The sequence below is a fragment of the Pseudomonas sp. PDM02 genome, from assembly GCF_014852285.1.
Lineage (GTDB): Bacteria > Pseudomonadota > Gammaproteobacteria > Pseudomonadales > Pseudomonadaceae > Aquipseudomonas > Aquipseudomonas migulae.
On record NZ_JACVBL010000007.1, the window covers coordinates 25092 to 41346 of the forward strand.

The window sequence follows — 16255 nt, forward strand, 5'->3', positions numbered from 1 at the left end:
TCTCATCGATACAAGACCTTAATCATGTCGAAGAAATCCCGCTCAAAACTCTGGTTTCTGGTCCACAGCTGGCTGGCCCTGCCCATCTGGTTTTTTGTGCTGATCGTCTGTGTGACCGGCACGCTGGCGGTGATCAGCCAGGAAATCGTCTGGCTGGCCAACCCGCAAATGCGCGCCAGCCAACCTTCCGATGATGCGCCGCTGTTGAGCTATGACCAGCTCATCGCCGCGATCAAGCAGGCAGAGCCGCAGATCCTGGTCGAGAGCATCAGCCGACCTGACGAAACGCATTTCGCCCTGGACGTGGAAGTGACCTACCCTGACGGCCGTTCGGTGGTGGTCTACGTCAACCCGTACAGCGGCGTGATCCAGGGCACAGCCCCGCAATTCAACTTCAGGGCCTTCACCCGCGCCTTGCACGGTTGGTGGCTGGTGCCGTTCACCAATGGCTACAGCTGGGGCTGGTATTTGGTGTCGTTTCTCAGTCTGCCGCTGCTGGCTTCGCTGATTACCGGGCTAGTGGTCTACAAGCGCTTCTGGAAAGGCTTTTTGCGACCGACCCTGCGCCTGCGTCACGGCGCGCGGATTTTCTGGGGCGACTTTCACCGCCTCAGCGGCATCTGGTCGATCTGGTTCATCGCGGTGATTTCCGTCACCAGCACCTGGTTCCTGATCGAAGCGTTCATGTTCGATAACCAGATCACGATTTCCACCGCCCCGGTGGCGCCAGTGGTCCCGCGTGAGAGCGTGCCCCTCACCGCCGACGGCTCGCCGGCACCGATGATCAGCCTGGAAACGGCAATCCGTGAAGCGAAGGCACGCATTCCCGGCCTCGAAGACAGCTTCATCAGCCTGCCCGCCAATGCCTACAGCTACCTCTCGGTGGGCGGCCGCAGCTGGTATCCGCTGATGTTCCAGACTGCCGAAATCAACCCGTACACCGGCGACGTCGCCGTCACCCGCCTGCTCTCGGACCGCTCGGGGCTGGAGCTGGTGACCGAATCGATGCGGCCGCTGCACACCGGCGATTTCGGCGGGCTCTGGATCAAGCTGATCTGGTTCTTCTTCGGCCTGCTCCTGAGCATGATGGTCCTCAGCGGCCTGCTGATCTGGACCAAGCGCACTGCGTTGGCCACCGCTAACGCCCTCAAGCGCAGCAACAAACGTCCTCGCGCTGCCGATGCCACTCATGTCACGAGCCACGACACCACGGAGGTCAGCCAATGAGCCTGTTCGCCGCCGAAAAACCGGGGTCCAGACTGAGCCGCTTCTGGCACAAATGGCGCTTCCACATCAACGTTTTGCTATTGCTGGTGCCGCTGGGTTTCATGCCCAAGTACTTTGCCGATGCCGCGCTGTTTCGCGGGGACACCGGCCTGGGCGAGCGGGAAATCGGTGAAGTTCAGGTCGGGCCGTGGAGCCTGCGCCTGGCGGAACTTCGCAACGAAGCACCGCGGCCCGATGGCCCGGCCGGTTACATGAAGAGTTTCAACGCGGCGCTGTGCGACAGCTGCCGCGAGCAGGTCAAGGCGACTTACCTGCGCATCGGCAAACCGCGCAGCCTGCGCGCCGCCGGGGTGATTTTCTTCGGCACGCCCTACCGCATGGGCGCCATGCTGCCGATCCCGGAAAAAACCAAGGCCGACGCCGAGCTGTGGATCACCATGGAAGGCTGGGACGGCGCCATGCATCAAGCGTCCATCCCGCTGAGCCAGGCATCCCCCGCCACCCTCGAGTGGCTGAACAAACAAGGAGGCAAACCATGAGCAACGCATTTCGCCCTCTCCACGCCGTGTTGCTGGTGCTGTGCGCCGGCTTCAGCGCCAGCGCCCTGGCCCACAACCCGATGTGCGAGTGCAAGGCCATCGACGCCGAGCAGATCCAGTGCACCGGCGGTTTCTCCGACGGCAGCGGCGCACCGGGCGTGACCCTGGATGTGATCGGCTACGACGAAACCATCCTGGTGCCGGGCAAGCTCGGTGCCGATTCCAAACTGACCTTCAAGAAGCCCAGCGCCGAATTTTATGTGCTGTTCGATGCCGGTCCCGGCCACGTCGTCGAGATCGACCAAGCGGACATCCAAGCCCCATGAGTACGCCAACGACACACGTCGTCCGCCCGGCCGGTGCCGGTCATGAAACCCTGTATGTGTTGCTGCTGTGCCTGATGATCCTGGCGGTCGCCGGTTCGGTGGTCGCCTGGCGCCACGAGTCCCAGGAAATCAGCACCGTCAGCAGCCATCAACTGGATGCCCGCCGCGACCTCAGCGCCTCCGAGCAAGGCATCTATGCCGACCTGCGGGTGACGCTGGACGAGATTCACCTGCTGCGCCAGGAACAGCAAACCCTGCCAACACCCGAAGCCCTGGCGGACGAAGGTTTTGCGCCGTTTGCCCAGGACGCCAGCTCCATCAGCCGTGGCGCGCATGCCTGGCAATTGCTCGACGCCAAGGCGTATTTCGGCCAGAGCCAGTCGTCCGCCGTGGCCGGTTCGTTTCTGATGCGCCTGACTGCCGACGAAGATGCGCCAGACATCTGGCTCAACCGTGGCGCCGACCTCAAAGCCCCGGCCGACCTCACGGACGCCGCGCTCGAAAGCGCCGGCTGGCAGCAGATCGTCGCGCAATTCGATGCCGGCGTGACCCGCCAGCACCGGCACTGAACCCTCGCCTTCACCCGAGAGAAGACCGCTTTCCCATGCCTATTTCATCTCAACGTTCATTCTTGCGGCCGCTGCTGATCGGCCTGCTTGCCTTGCTGCTGACGCCACTGGCCAGCGCCGATGAAGCCAAGCGCCTGCGCATCGGCATCACCCTGCACCCTTATTACAGCTACGTAGCCAACATCGTCGGCGACAAGGCCGAAGTGGTGCCGCTGATTCCGGCCGGCTTCAACCCGCATGCCTACGAGCCCCGCGCCGAAGACATCAAGCGCATCAGCGGGCTGGACGTGATCGTGCTCAACGGCGTCGGCCATGACGACTTCGCCGACCGCATGATCGCCGCCAGCGAAACGCCGAACGTGGCCGTGATCGAAGCCAACGAAAACGTACCGCTGCTGGCCGCCACCGGTGTTGCCGCGCGCGGTGCCGGCAAAGTCGTTAACCCGCACACTTTCCTGTCGATCAGCGCCTCCATTGCCCAGGTCAATAACATTGCCCGGGAACTCGGCAAGCTCGATCCGGCCAACGCCAAGACCTACACCCAAAACGCCCGCGCCTACGGCAAACGCCTGCGGCAGATGCGCGCCGACGCCCTGGCGAAACTGACCCAGGCGCCGAACGCCGAGCTGCGGGTGGCCACGGTTCATGCGGCTTACGATTACCTGCTGCGCGAGTTTGGCCTGGAAGTGACCGCCGTGGTCGAACCGGCCCACGGCATCGAACCGAGCCCGAGCCAGCTGAAAAAGACCATCGATCAACTGCGCGAACTGGACGTGAAGGTGATTTTCTCGGAGATGGATTTCCCGTCCACCTACGTCGACACCATCCAGCGTGAATCCGGGGTGAAGCTGTACCCGCTGTCGCACATTTCCTATGGCGAGTACACCGCCGACAAGTATGAAAAGGAAATGACCGGCAACCTCAACACCGTGGTCCGGGCGATTCAGGAGTCTGGGCAATGACCGCTAAAGAAACACTCAGTGAGTCCCCTGTGGGAGCGAGCCTGCTCGCGAAGGCGTCGGGTCAGCCGACATCATCGTTGAATGACACACCGCTATCGCCAGCAAGCCGGCTCCTACAGGGGGCGGGGCCGACGCTGGATTTTGCGGAGGTCAGTTTGACGCTGGGGCGCACGACGATCCTTGACCAGGTCACCTTCCAGGTTCAGCCCGGCAGCGTGCATGCGCTGGTCGGTCCCAACGGTGGCGGTAAGAGTTCGTTGATCAAGACCCTGCTCGGGCAGATGCCGCATCAGGGTCGCTTGAGCCTGCAATGGCCCGGCGAACCCGGCACCATCGGCTACGTGCCGCAAGCGCTGGAGTTTGATCGCGGCTTGCCGATGACCGTCGACGATTTCATGGCCGCCATGTGCCAGCGGCGCCCGGCGTTCCTCGGGTTGAGCAAGCATTACGCGGCAGCGATTGGCGAAGCGCTTGAGCGGGTCGGCATGCAGGACAAGCGCAAGCGGCGCATGGGCGCCTTGTCCGGAGGCGAGCGTCAGCGCGTGTTGCTTGCACAGGGACTGATCCCGGCGCCGCAATTACTGGTGCTCGATGAGCCGATGTCGGCCCTCGATGAGGCGGGCATTCAGGTGTTCGAACGGTTGCTCGGCGACTGGCGCCAGAGCGGGATCACCGTGCTGTGGATCGAGCATGATCTGGAAGCGGTCGGGCGTCTGGCGGATCGCGTCACCGGGCTCAATCGTCGGGTGCTGTTCGATGCCACGCCGAAACAGGCACTGACCCCGGAACGTTTGCTGACCCTGTTCTCGACCCATCCACGGAGCGCTGTCTGATGAGTTACGAAGCCTTTCGCTTGATGGTTCAGGGCTGGGCGTCTTCGGGTTATCTGCCTGAGGCGCTGGCCTATGGATTCGTGGTCAACGCGCTGCTTGCCGGTTTGCTGATCGGCCCTGTGCTGGGCGGCTTGGGCACGCTGGTGGTGGTCAAGCGCTTCGCGTTTTTCTCCGAAGCGGTGGGTCACGCGGCGCTGACTGGCGTGGCCATCGGCATTCTGCTCGGCGAACCCTACACCGGGCCCTATGGCAGCCTGTTCGGTTACTGCCTGCTGTTCGGGATATTGCTGAATTACCTGCGTAACCGTACGGGGCTGGCGCCAGATACCTTGATCGGCGTGTTCCTGTCGGTGTCGCTGGCACTGGGCGCGAGCCTGCTGTTGATTCTGGCGGGCAAGATCAACGTGCACATTCTGGAGAACGTGCTGTTCGGTTCGGTGCTGACCGTCAACGGAAATGACTTGCTGGTGCTGGCCATCGTCGGATCCCTGGTGATGGCGCTGGCCTTGCCGCTGTACAACCGCATCATGCTCGCCAGTTTCAACCCGCAACTGGCGGCGGTGCGCGGCGTGGCTGTGAAGACCCTGGATTACCTGTTCGTGATTCTGGTGACGCTGATCACCGTGGCGGCAGTGAAAGTCATCGGGGCGATTCTGGTCGGTGCGCTGTTGGTGATTCCGGCAGCGGCAGCGCGGTTGCTCAGCCAGTCGCTCAAAGGATTCTTCTGGTGCTCGGTACTGATCGCCACGGTCAGCACGCTGTGCGGGATTCTTGCGCCGATTGTGTTCGACCTGCCGATCCCGTCCGGCGCCGCGATCATTCTGGTGGCCGGTATCGCCTTCGCCCTCGCCGCCATTGCGCGCGGCGTCGTCCCCAGCCTGAAAGGGAACCTCGGATAAATGTCATTTTCTCTGCGTCAACTGACCCTGGCCGTCGCCCTGTGCGGGCTGGTCAATACCTCGTTTGCGGCGGACAGCGCCAAACCGTTGCATGTGCTGGCGTCCTTGCCGATCACTTATGGTCTGGGCGAAGTATTGCTCAAGGGCACCAACGTCAACCTTGAACGCGCGGCGCCGGCGAACCTGCCTGGCAGTCGTCAGACGGCTTACTTCACCGGGCGCGGCGCGCCGGCATTGGCCAAACTGGCGACTGACGCCGATGCGGTGATTGGTCTTCGTTCGTTGTGGGCGGATGATCCGCTGTACCCGATCGCCCGGCGCAGCAATATTCGCATCGTCGAAGTCGACGCCGCGCGCCCGGTGGACGGCGCCCTGCCCGGCATTGCCGTGCAGCCGGGCAACAAGGTCGATGGCTTGAACAGTCAGCCGTGGTTTTCCAGCAACAACATGGGGCGCATGGCGGATGTGATGGCGGCGGACCTGGTGCGCCTTGCTCCTGCTGCAAAGCCTGTGATCGAGGCCAACCTTGCGACACTGAAACAGCGCTTGCTCAAGTTCAGCGCCGACAGCGAAGCGCGGCTGGCCAGTGCTGACAATCTGAGCGTGATGAGCCTGAGCGATCACTTTGGTTACCTGATTGGCGGGCTCAATCTGGAACTGATCGGTCTCGATGCGCGGCCCGACGCCGAGTGGACACCGGAGGCGCTGAAGCAATTGGGCGCGACGCTCAAGGACAATGACGTGGCGGTGGTGTTGCATCATCGGCAGCCGTCGGACGCGGTGAAAGCGGTGATTGCCGAGGCCGGGAGTCGGTTGGTCGTTTTGAGTGTGGACGCGGCGGACCCGGTGGCTGAGCTGGAGGGGAATGTGGATTTGGTGATCAAGGGGTTGAGTGGGGCTTAGCGTCGGCTGGACCGCATGATCATTCTCTACGGTGGGTGTTACGCAAATCCCCTGTAGGAGCTGGCTTGCCAGCGATGGCGGCCTGATAGCCGACCATTTTCGTTCAGGTGTACATATCCATTGCTGCGGTAACGGCCACTATTGGTTTCGCTCTTACAGCGAGTCACTTGGAAGAGCCCCAAGTAACCAAGGGCTCTTGCCCCTTTCGTTCGGTGGCTCGCTAATGCTCGCCATGCCCTCGCTCCGGTCCTGCTCCGTGGGCCCGCCGCCATCGGCCATCCATGGCCGGGGGCGGCTAACCCGGCATCCATGCCGGGTTGCCCACTGCGCAGAACCTCCACTCGGCCTCTCGAGGGGGCGCTCAGATCAAAAGCGGAAGGCGAGCTAACGCTCGGCCTGATGAGTGGTGGAAATCAAAAGCGTATGGGATTCCCTGTAGGAGCCGGCTTGCTGGCGATTGCGGTGGGTCAGTCGAGAAATAAGTTGACTGACCCACCGCAATCGTCGGAACGCCGCCCGCAGCAAGCCGGCTCCTACAGGGGAATGCGTACGAACAAAGAAACAGGTCGGCTCGCAGGCCGCCTCGCTTTGGCTTTTGATTTTGCTTTGGCTTTTGATCTGCCCCGTCGGGAGGCCGAGTGGAGGTTCTGCGCAGTGGGCACCGCGGCAAGGATGCCGCGGTAGCCGCCCCCGGCCATGGATGGCCGATGGCGGCGGGCCCACGGAGCAGGACCGGAGCGAGGGAACCCTGAGCCTAGGCGAAGGGCCGTACGTCAGGGGCAAAGCCTTTTGGTTCCTTTTTGGCGTTTGAAAAAGGGACTCGCCGTAAGGGCGAAACCATTAGCGGCCGTTACCGCAGGAATGGATATGTACACCCTCAAAAAAGGCGCCTGATACACAGCCATCGCCAGCAAGCCGGCTCCTACAGGTTCCGCGCTCGACGCCACAACATGCAGACGCAAAAAAAGCCCGCTGACCTTCTCGGTCCAGCGGGCTTCTCTTTGCACGAAGACTTCAGTGAGCCACAGCCGCCTGCTCTTCCATCTTCTTGCGCAAACTCAGCGGACGCATATCGGTCCAGGTTTCTTCGATGTAAGCCAGGCATTCCTTTTTCAAGCCACTCTTGCCCACGGTGCGCCAACCCTCCGGCACGGCCTTGTAGTCGGGCCAGATCGAGTACTGCTCTTCGTGGTTGACCACGACCTGAAAGAGGATGTCCTCGCGGTCGAATACTGACGTCATGGTGTCTCTCCATCGCTGTAAGGGTGGGCTGCACTGCGTGCGCAGCCGTTATGTAGAAAGAACGTTGCGGGGCCCGGAAAATTTAGAGGCTGGCAGTGGCAGCAGCCATCGCCCGGCCAAAAATCTCCGCCACCCGATCGATTTCCGCTGCAGTAATCACCAGCGGCGGCAGGAAGCGCACCACACCGCCATGCCGACCACCCAGCTCAAGAATCAACCCACGCTTGAGGCATTCACGCTGCACCAGCGGCGCCAGTCGCGCGAAGATCGGTGGATGACCTTGCACATCCGGCACGCCGGTCGGGTCAACCAGCTCGACGCCAAGCATCAAGCCACGACCGCGAATATCGCCCAGTTGCGGGAAGTCCCGCTGAAGAATGCGCAAGTGTTCGCTCAAGCGCTCGCCCATGGCCGCAGCGTGTTCGCAAACCTTGTGTTCAGCCAGATAACGCATCACCGCAGAGCCCGCCGCCATGGCCATTTGATTGCCACGGAAGGTCCCGGCATGCGCGCCCGGCAACCAGGTGTCGAGCCAGTCGCGATACACCACCACCGCCAGCGGCAAGCTGCCGCCGATGGCCTTGGACATCACCACCACGTCCGGGATGATCCCCGCATGCTCGAAAGCAAACATCTTGCCGGTGCGGGCGAAACCGCTCTGGATTTCGTCGACGATCAACGCCACACCCGCCTTTTCGGTGATGCGACGCAGACCGCGCAACCAATCGAGATCAGCCGGGATCACCCCGCCCTCGCCCTGAACGGCCTCGACAATCACTGCCGCCGGCAATTGCACACCCGCCTCGGGATCGTTCAGCAGGTTTTCCAGGTAGTTCAGGTTGACCTGCACGCCTTGCGCGCCGCCGAGGCCGAACGGGCAACGGTAATCGTAGGGATACGGCATGAACTGCACGCCACTGCTGAGCAATGCGCCCAACGGTTTTTTCGGCCCCAGGCTGCCCATCAGGCTCAGCGCGCCCTGGCTCATGCCGTGATAACCGCCCTGGAACGACAGCACGGTGCTGCGACCGGTGGCGGTGCGCACCAGTTTCAGCGCGGCTTCCACGGCGTCGGTGCCGGTCGGGCCGCAGAACTGGATTTTTGCTTCCGCAGCCAGAGCCGGCGGCAGCAGACCAAACAGGTCCTGGACGAATTGATCCTTGACCGGGGTGGTCAGGTCGAGGGTGTGCAGCGGCAGTTCATCGGTCAGCACTTGCTGGATCGCTTCGATCACCACCGGATGGTTATGCCCCAGGGCCAGCGTTCCGGCGCCGGCCAGGCAGTCGATGAAGCTGCGGCCCTCGACGTCTTCGACATAAATGCCCTTTGCGCGCTTGAGTGCCAGGGGAATGCGTCGCGGGTAGCTGCGGGCATTCGACTCCTGCTGGCTCTGGCGCGCCAGCAATGGCGATTCGTTGAACTGATAAAGCGTTTCGGCCGGCGCCGGAGCGATCCGGGCCGACTGATCTTCCATAAGGCTGGTAGCGACTGACATCTCTCGACCCCTCAATAAGGTTTTCCTGTTCTGGAAACGCATCAGGGCGCCGAGGATTTAGACCCTTGCCCGGCTTTCTATGAAGGCGGGGTCAGGCCTTTGTGCATGGGGATGGCGCGAAGCCCGGCTACGGTGAAGGTTTCAGCACAGGGCTGATAACCCAGATGCCGGTAAAAGGCTTCGCTGGTCCGGGTGCTGTTGAGTCGTACCTGAGCCAGCCCGTTATCGATCAGCCAGCCTTCAAGGTCGCGCACCAGCGCTTGCCCGACGCCACGACGAAACCATTCCGGCTGCACGTAACAGAAAGCAAGCTTGCCGCTGATCGCCGCCATCGCGACGCCGACCGGTTTGTCCTGCAACAGGGCGATGTTCAGGTACAACCGTTGGTCGGTCAGCCACGGTTGAATGTGTTCGACGGTTTTGTTGTGGGTCCAGGTGGCGACGGTTTGCGGGTCGTTGCGATGGTCGAGCGCGCAGCCGACGCGGATGGAACGCTCGACGATCCGGCTGATGATCCCGGCGTCGGCGGGGGTTGCCTTGCAGATGTGTAGGGGGTTTTCCATGGCGCTGTAACCTCAATCCATTGAGAAAAAGCTGCCGGGGACGATAGCGCTGGTGGCCGTCGGAACGCCAATGGCGAGACGTTACATTTGATGTGCAACACAGCGACCTGTAGGAGCCGGCTTGCTGGCGATGCATACACCTCGGTGAGTCAGATGCAATCGCCAGCAAGCCGGCTCCTACAGGGGATTGTGCTGGTCAGATTTGTTGCAACGGCATCGTCAGCTCGACCCGCAAGCCATCCGGCCGGCTGTCGAAATGCAGCGTGCAGCCACAACGCTGAACAATCGCCTGGACAATCGCCAACCCCAGACCGCAGCCGGTGCTCTGTCCGTTGCGCCAGAAGCGTTGGGTCAGGTGTTGCATATCGTCCTCGGCAATGCCCGGTCCATGGTCGCGCACGACGAACTGCACGCGGTTGCCGGTGGTTACCAGGCTCAGTTCTACCGCACCGTCGTTCGGGGTATGGCGCAGCGCGTTGTCCAGCAGGTTGCGCAACGCCGCGATCGACAGCACCGCCGGCATTTGCACCGGCGCGAGGGAGAGCTTCGGTGGCAGCTTGAATTTGATCCGCTGACGATCACCGCTGGCGGCATCCTGAATCGCCAGTTTCGCCACTTGCTCGGCGCTGCATTGCACACCGTCGTCGAACGACAGACTGCCCTCGACCCTTGCCAGCAACAACAATTGCTCAAGCGTGCGGTGCAGACGGTCGGCGCCCTCTTCGGCCCGCGCCAGGGACTGATCCCGTGCCGCGCCATCGGTCATGCGCGCCACTTGCAGGTGGGTTTTGATGGCCGTCAGCGGGCTGCGCAGTTCGTGGGCCGCGTCGCCGGTCAATCGGCGTTCGCGCTCGATGGTCTTGCCGATGCGCTGGAACAGCTGGTTCTGAGTGTCCAGCAACGGTTGCAACTCACTGGGCAGCGGCTGAATCTGCAAGGGTTCCAGCGAGTCGGCGCTGCGTCGCATCAAGGCATCGCGCATGCGGTTCAGCGGCGCCAGGCCCTGGCCGATCCCCAGCCACAGCAGGCACAGGCAACCGAGCAACGCCACACCCACCGGCACCGAAGCGGCCAGCAGGATCGACATGTTGAGCGCTTCACGTTCGATTTGCCGATCCGCCGTGGTGATGCGCAGATCGCCACGGGCCAGGGTGAAACTGCGCCACGGTGCGCCGTCGATCATCTGATCGTGGAAGCCCATTTTCTCGGCTTGCAGTGTTTGTTGTGGATCGGTGTGGCTGCGGGCGAGGATTTCGCCGCGCAGCGAGCTGACCTGACACGCCATCCCGCCCGGAATATTCAGTTGTTCCGCACTGAAATGGGTGCCCTCGCCCTTGGTCGGCAACGGCGGCAGTTGCTCCATCAGGCCCGCGACCATGCGCGCCGATGCCACCAGCCGCTGGTCGAGGGAAAACATCATCTGGTTGCGCAGGTCGCTGAGCATCCAGGCCGCTGCCAGGGCCCAGATCAGCGCAAATGCGGCGCCGAGCGTCAGGCTCAGGCGCAAACGCAGGCTCATCACTTTTTCACTTCCTCTCCATCATCGGCCGGCCCCAGGCGATAGCCCAGGCCACGCACGGTCTCGACAATGCCATTACCCAGTTTGCGCCGCAGGTGATGGATATGCACGTTGAGGGCGTTGCTTTCCAGTTCGTCGTTGAACCCATAGACGCTGTCTTTCAACTGCTCCGTGGACAGCACCCGGCCACGGTTGTGCAGCAAGGCTTGCAACAGTGACTGTTCGCGACGGGAAAGATCCACCGGCTGACCGCCAAGCATGGTTTCGCGGCTGCTCGGGTCGTACGTCAAGCGGCCGTGTTCGATCAGGTTGACGCTACGCCCCGCCACCCGTCGCAACAACGTGTGCAGGCGTGCGGCGAGTTCGCGCAGGTCGAACGGCTTGAGCAGGTAATCGTCGGCCCCCGCTTGCAGGCCGTCGACGCGGTCGGTCACCGAATCCCGCGCGGTGAGGATCAGCACCGGAATCTCCAGGCCATGATGGCGCAACTGCTGCAATAGCTTGAGCCCGTCTTCATCCGGCAGACCGAGGTCGAGCACCATCACGTCGAACTCGGCGACCTTGAGCATGGCCCGGGCCTTCGAGGCAGTGTTGACGTGCTCCACCGTCAGGCCCTGGGCAGTGAGGCCGGCGACAATGCCGCTGGCGATCAGCTCATCGTCTTCGCAAACCAGTACGTGCATGGTGAGACCTGTTGAAAAAAAGGTGATTAGGCCGGCGGCCGATTAAGCGGACATTATGCCGCAAGTGCCTTTGTCACAAGGCCGTCACGGTTAATCATCGGTTAATCGCCGCCCCACATTGTGCACCTCACTTGCACAGGGACAAGGCTTACCCAATGCGTCGATTGTTTTTATTTTTTGCACTCTTGATCTCGGGTCTGGCCCAGGCAGGGACCAATCCGTTCGAAACCAAACCTGAATTCCTGCCAGTGGAAAAAGCGTTCGTCTTCACGTCCGAGCGCCTTGAGTCGGGTGAAACGCAACTCTATTGGCAGATCACCGACGGTTATTACCTTTATCAGAAACGCCTTAAGTTCGATGGGTTGCCCGCTGAGCTGCACCCTGTGTTACCTGAAGGCGAGTCTCACAGTGATGAATTCTTCGGTGAGCAGCCGGTTTATCGCCAGGGCCTGGAGCTGAAGATCCCGGCGGGCGCGACCGGCCAGATCAAGGTCGGCTTCCAGGGCTGCGCCGATGCCGGATTGTGTTATCCGCCGCAAACCCAGGTCGTGGATCTGGGCGGCAGTGTTGTCGCTTCGGCGGCCAATGAAGCGCCGGATCAAGCCCTGGCCAGCAGTCTGCAACAACGGGCGTTGGGTTGGAGCTTGTTAGTGTTCTTCGGTCTGGGCCTGCTGCTGGCCTTCACCCCTTGCTCATTGCCGATGCTGCCGATTCTGGCCGGTATGATCGTCGGCAGTGGCGCGACGCCCAAACGCGGATTTGCCTTGGCCACCAGCTATGTCGTGAGCATGGCGCTGGTGTATGCGGCGATGGGCGTTCTGGCGGCGCTGCTCGGTGCGAATTTGCAGGCACTGCTGCAAAACCCTTGGTTGCTGGGCAGTTTCGCCGCCGTGTTTGTGCTGCTGGCGTTGCCGATGTTCGGCTTCTTCGAGTTGCAACTGCCGGTCGCCGTGCGCGATCGACTGGAAAACGTCTCGCGCAATCAGCGCGGTGGCAGCCTGATTGGCGCTGGGGTGCTGGGCGCGCTGTCCGGCCTGCTGGTCGGTCCGTGCATGACCGCCCCGCTGGCCGGCGCCCTGCTCTATATCGCGCAAAGCGGCAATGCGCTGCACGGCGGGTTGATTCTGTTTGCCATGGGCATCGGTATCGGTGTGCCGCTGTTGTTGCTGGTGACCGTCGGCAACCGCTTCCTGCCCAAACCCGGGGCCTGGATGAACCTGCTCAAAGGCGTGTTCGGCTTCCTGTTCCTCGCCACCGCGTTGTTGATGTTGCGGCCGGTACTGGATGAATCGCTGTGGATCGGTCTGTGCGGTGCGTTGTTGCTGATTGCCGCCTACAGCGCCTGGAAACAGTCGCAAGGTTTCGGGCGGGTCGCGCATCTGTTCGGTGCCAGCTCATTGCTGCTCGGCCTGTGGGGCAGTCTGTTGATGATCGGTGCGGCGGGCGGCGGTGATGACCTGTTGAAACCGCTGCAGGTCTATAGCGCTGCCAATGCGGGCAATGTCGCCCGCCCGGTCGGCCACGAGGCTTTCACCACAATCAAGGACCCGGCCGCTCTGCAACGGGAGCTCGATGCCGCACAAGCTCAGGGCCAATGGGTGCTGCTGGACTACTACGCCGATTGGTGCGTGTCGTGCAAAGTCATGGAAAAACAGGTGTTCGGCCAACCCCGCGTGCTCGACGCCTTGAGCGATGTGCGCTTGCTACGGCTGGATGTGACCGCCGACAATGCCGCCAGCCGCGAACTGCTTGGCCGCTATAAAGTGCCGGGGCCACCGAGTTTTCTGTGGATCGGCGCCGATGGCATCGAACGTCGCAGCCAGCGCATCACCGGCGAGGTCGATGCCGACACCTTCCTGCAACGCTGGACCACCACCCGAGACGCCCGTTAATGCTGACTTTTACCCTCGGCACGTTTGCCATCGCGCTTAACCACCTGCTGCTGATCAGTGCCCTGGCGCTGGCGACGTTTGTCGGCTGGCGGGCGGCCAAGCGTGGCGGTGAAAATCCCGAGTCGGCGCTGTTCAGCCTGTTCCTGCTAGGCATGCTGGCGGCCCGAATCAGTTTCGTCGTGCTGTACTGGAAGCACTATCGCGACGATCCGTGGCAAGTCATCGACCTGCGCGACGGTGGTTTTCTCGCCTGGCCGGGTGTGATCGCGCTGCTGCTGGCCGCGGTGTATCGAGGCTGGCGTCAACCGGGTTTACGTCGCCCACTGGGCTTTGGCGTGGCCAGTGGCCTGGCTTTCTGGCTGCTCGCGACGTTTTCCCTGAGCATTTACGAACAAGGCACGCGCCTGCCGGACATCACCCTGCGCAATGCCGCCGGTGAAACGGTGCAACTGACGGATTACAAGGGCGGGCCGCTGGTGATCAATCTCTGGGCCACCTGGTGCCCGCCGTGTCGCCGGGAAATGCCGGTGCTGGAAAACGCTCAGCAACACCGCCCGGACCTGACCTTCCTGTTCGTCAATCAGGCGGAAAGCATGCAAAGCGTCAGTACCTTTCTGGAAACCCAGGGCCTGAGCCTGTCCAACGTACTGTTCGACGGCAGCGGTCGATTGGGTCAGGCCGTCGGTTCGATGGCATTGCCGACTACGCTGTTCTATAGCCCTGACGGTCGCTTGCTGGGCAGTCATCTGGGTGAACTGTCGGACGCCAGCCTGGCCCGCGCCCTGGAAAACTTTGACACCCCGAATCCGGCCACACCGTCCACTTCTTCAAGGAAACTGCCATGCCCCGCCTCCGCCACCTGCTGACGCTGACCCTGGGCGCCGCCCTGCTGCACCTGCCGTCGGTACAGGCTGCCGAAGAGTTGCCCGAAGCAATCAAGAAGATCGAAGCCAAGGGCGCGAAAATCGTCGGCCAGTTCGATGCGCCCGATGGCTTGCGCGGTTATGCCGCGCAGTACCAGAACCGTGGCATGGCGCTGTACCTGACGCCGGATGGCAAACATGTGTTGCTGGGCAATTTGTACGACGCCGACGGCAAAGACCTGAGCAGCGCGCCGTTGCAGAAACTGGTGTACGCGCCGATGGCCAAGGAAATCTGGGGCAAGATGGAAGCGAGCAACTGGATCGGTGACGGCAACAAGGATGCGCCACGCGTGGTGTACCTGTTCAGCGATCCGAACTGCCCTTACTGCAACGTGTTCTGGGAACAGGCACGGCCGTGGGTGAAGGCCGGCAAGGTGCAGTTGCGGCACATCATGGTCGGGATCATTCGTGAAGACAGCCCGGGCAAATCCGCGGCATTGCTGGCCGCCAAGGATCCGCAAAAAGCCCTGCAAGACCACGAAGGGGCTGGCAAGGCCAGTACGCTCAAGGCGCTGAAAGAAGTACCGCCGGCGATTCAGGCGAAACTGGCGGCGAACATGCAGTTGATGGAAGACCTGGAATTGCAGGCCACGCCGGCGATTTTCTACATGGACGACAAGGGCGAGCTGCAACAGCAGCAAGGCGCGCCGTCGCCGGACAAGCTGGTGAAGATTCTCGGGCCGAAGTGAATTCACCGGCCCCTTCGCGGGCAAGCCTCGCTCCTACAATAGATCGCGTGCTTCTGTAGGAGCGAGGCTTGCCCGCGAAGGCGTCAGCAAGACCGACTAATTTCTCCGGGCTAGAAACTCCAGCAACACCTCAGTCACAAACCGTGGATTCTCCAGATTGGAGATATGCCCCGCCTCCGGCACCAGCACATACGGACAACCGATCAACTCGGCCATTTCTATGGTTTCCGACGGTGGTCGCGGCTTGTCCTGATCACCACACATCACCAGCGTGGCCTCAGCCTCCAGCTCGCCCAGGCGCGGCAACACATCATCGCGCCCAAATGTGATCCGCCCCATCGGCACGATACTTTCGCGCAGACGCTCTGGCGGCAGCGCAGCCAGTTTTGCGCGGAAATCCTGATACAGCGCCGACTGCGGGTCGATGCCCGGACGGAAGAAAATCGGCACGACGATGTCGAGCAGTTGCAGTGCAATCACGCCGCTGTCTTCGATCTGTTTGAACAGCGAGAAATAGTATTGGCGGGTGGGTTCAGGTTCGATGCCGACGTAGGTGTCCATCAGCACCAGGCCGTTGATCCGCTGTGGAACCGACAGCGCCAGACGCACGCCCCACATGCCACCGACGGAAAGACCGACCAGCGTGACACGGTCGATGTGCAGATGATCGAGCAAGGCCAGCGCCTGCCGTGCAATGTCATCCAGTGATTGCGTGCCTTCGGGTAGCGAGCCTGACTCACCGTGGCCCCACAGGTCCAGGGCGATGACCCGGTATTGCTGCGACAGGGCGGCGATCTGCGGCGCCCACATCGCTTGGTCCCAGAGGTAGCTGCCGGCGAGTAGTACGGCGGGGCCGGTGCCTTGATCGATGTAGTGAAGGGGTTGTCCGTCAATCGTAACGAAGGGCATTGACTGTTTCCTTTGTGAAAACCGGAGCAGGGAGACTGTGCTGCTGTGGTTCCACAGTCAACCTTGTGGTGCTTTAAGAGGC

Annotated in this window: 17 protein-coding genes; 11 read left to right on the forward strand and 6 right to left on the reverse strand. The window is 62.1% G+C overall.

What is annotated here, in order from left to right; genetic code table 11:
- The first annotated feature begins 24 nt into the window (after window positions 1–24).
- Genes IB245_RS13585 through IB245_RS13620 form a run of 8 tightly spaced genes read left to right on the forward strand, consistent with a single transcriptional unit; the run spans window position 25 to window position 6258 of the window.
- A complete protein-coding gene (locus tag IB245_RS13585; protein ID WP_008043032.1) occupies window positions 25–1227 on the forward strand; it encodes a PepSY-associated TM helix domain-containing protein in 1203 nt (400 codons plus the stop codon).
- A complete protein-coding gene (locus tag IB245_RS13590) occupies window positions 1224–1766 on the forward strand; it encodes a hypothetical protein (protein ID WP_008032641.1) in 543 nt (180 codons plus the stop codon). The genes IB245_RS13585 and IB245_RS13590 overlap by 4 nt, the downstream gene beginning before the upstream one ends.
- Complete coding sequence (locus tag IB245_RS13595) at window positions 1763–2092, forward strand: hypothetical protein (protein ID WP_008032642.1); 330 nt, start codon at window positions 1763–1765, stop codon at window positions 2090–2092. The genes IB245_RS13590 and IB245_RS13595 overlap by 4 nt, the downstream gene beginning before the upstream one ends.
- Entirely contained in the window at window positions 2089–2661 is a 573-nt protein-coding gene (locus IB245_RS13600) for a DUF6162 family protein (RefSeq protein ID WP_192227838.1), read from the forward strand. The genes IB245_RS13595 and IB245_RS13600 overlap by 4 nt, the downstream gene beginning before the upstream one ends.
- A gap of 35 nt (window positions 2662–2696) precedes the next feature.
- Window positions 2697–3623: a metal ABC transporter substrate-binding protein gene (locus tag IB245_RS13605; RefSeq protein ID WP_192227839.1), complete on the forward strand. Its 927-nt coding sequence runs from the start codon at window positions 2697–2699 to the stop codon at window positions 3621–3623.
- Entirely contained in the window at window positions 3620–4456 is an 837-nt protein-coding gene (locus tag IB245_RS13610; RefSeq protein ID WP_225609887.1) for a metal ABC transporter ATP-binding protein, read from the forward strand. Before IB245_RS13605 ends, IB245_RS13610 begins: the two co-directional genes overlap by 4 nt.
- Window positions 4456–5355, forward strand: a complete 900-nt coding sequence (locus IB245_RS13615) for a metal ABC transporter permease (protein WP_003226663.1) — start codon at window positions 4456–4458, stop codon at window positions 5353–5355. Before IB245_RS13610 ends, IB245_RS13615 begins: the two co-directional genes overlap by 1 nt.
- Entirely contained in the window at window positions 5356–6258 is a 903-nt protein-coding gene (locus tag IB245_RS13620) for a metal ABC transporter substrate-binding protein (protein ID WP_008032651.1), read from the forward strand.
- A gap of 1014 nt (window positions 6259–7272) precedes the next feature.
- On the opposite strand, the gene IB245_RS13625 is transcribed toward IB245_RS13620, so the two are convergent.
- From IB245_RS13625 to IB245_RS13645, 5 genes are all read right to left on the reverse strand, one after another.
- Complete coding sequence (locus IB245_RS13625; protein ID WP_008033724.1) at window positions 7273–7500, reverse strand: MbtH family protein; 228 nt, start codon at window positions 7498–7500, stop codon at window positions 7273–7275.
- 82 nt (window positions 7501–7582) lie between these two features.
- Entirely contained in the window at window positions 7583–8995 is a 1413-nt protein-coding gene (locus IB245_RS13630; protein ID WP_192227840.1) for an aspartate aminotransferase family protein, read from the reverse strand.
- 77 nt (window positions 8996–9072) lie between these two features.
- Complete coding sequence (locus IB245_RS13635; RefSeq protein ID WP_192227841.1) at window positions 9073–9558, reverse strand: GNAT family N-acetyltransferase; 486 nt, start codon at window positions 9556–9558, stop codon at window positions 9073–9075.
- Window positions 9559–9754: 196 nt separating this feature from the next.
- Window positions 9755–11080 carry an ATP-binding protein gene (locus IB245_RS13640; protein WP_192227842.1) on the reverse strand — a complete coding sequence of 442 codons (1326 nt, stop codon included), beginning with the start codon at window positions 11078–11080 and terminating at the stop codon, window positions 9755–9757.
- Window positions 11077–11760: a response regulator gene (locus tag IB245_RS13645; protein WP_008033711.1), complete on the reverse strand. Its 684-nt coding sequence runs from the start codon at window positions 11758–11760 to the stop codon at window positions 11077–11079. The genes IB245_RS13640 and IB245_RS13645 overlap by 4 nt, the downstream gene beginning before the upstream one ends.
- Before the next feature lie 155 nt (window positions 11761–11915).
- On the opposite strand from IB245_RS13645, the gene dsbD reads away from it, so the two are divergent.
- The 3 genes from dsbD to dsbG are packed head-to-tail and all read left to right on the forward strand — an operon-like array spanning window position 11916 to window position 15264.
- Entirely contained in the window at window positions 11916–13652 is a 1737-nt protein-coding gene (dsbD, locus tag IB245_RS13650; RefSeq protein ID WP_192227843.1) for a protein-disulfide reductase DsbD, read from the forward strand.
- Window positions 13652–14518, forward strand: a complete 867-nt coding sequence (locus IB245_RS13655) for a TlpA disulfide reductase family protein (protein ID WP_192227844.1) — start codon at window positions 13652–13654, stop codon at window positions 14516–14518. Before dsbD ends, IB245_RS13655 begins: the two co-directional genes overlap by 1 nt.
- A complete protein-coding gene (dsbG, locus tag IB245_RS13660; RefSeq protein WP_008033705.1) occupies window positions 14494–15264 on the forward strand; it encodes a thiol:disulfide interchange protein DsbG in 771 nt (256 codons plus the stop codon). The genes IB245_RS13655 and dsbG overlap by 25 nt, the downstream gene beginning before the upstream one ends.
- Window positions 15265–15360: 96 nt before the next feature.
- Here the strand turns inward: dsbG and IB245_RS13665 are convergent, their stop codons facing one another.
- Window positions 15361–16173 (reverse strand): alpha/beta fold hydrolase, encoded by an 813-nt coding sequence (locus IB245_RS13665; RefSeq protein WP_192227845.1) that lies wholly within the window; start codon window positions 16171–16173, stop codon window positions 15361–15363.
- Window positions 16174–16255 lie beyond the last annotated feature (82 nt).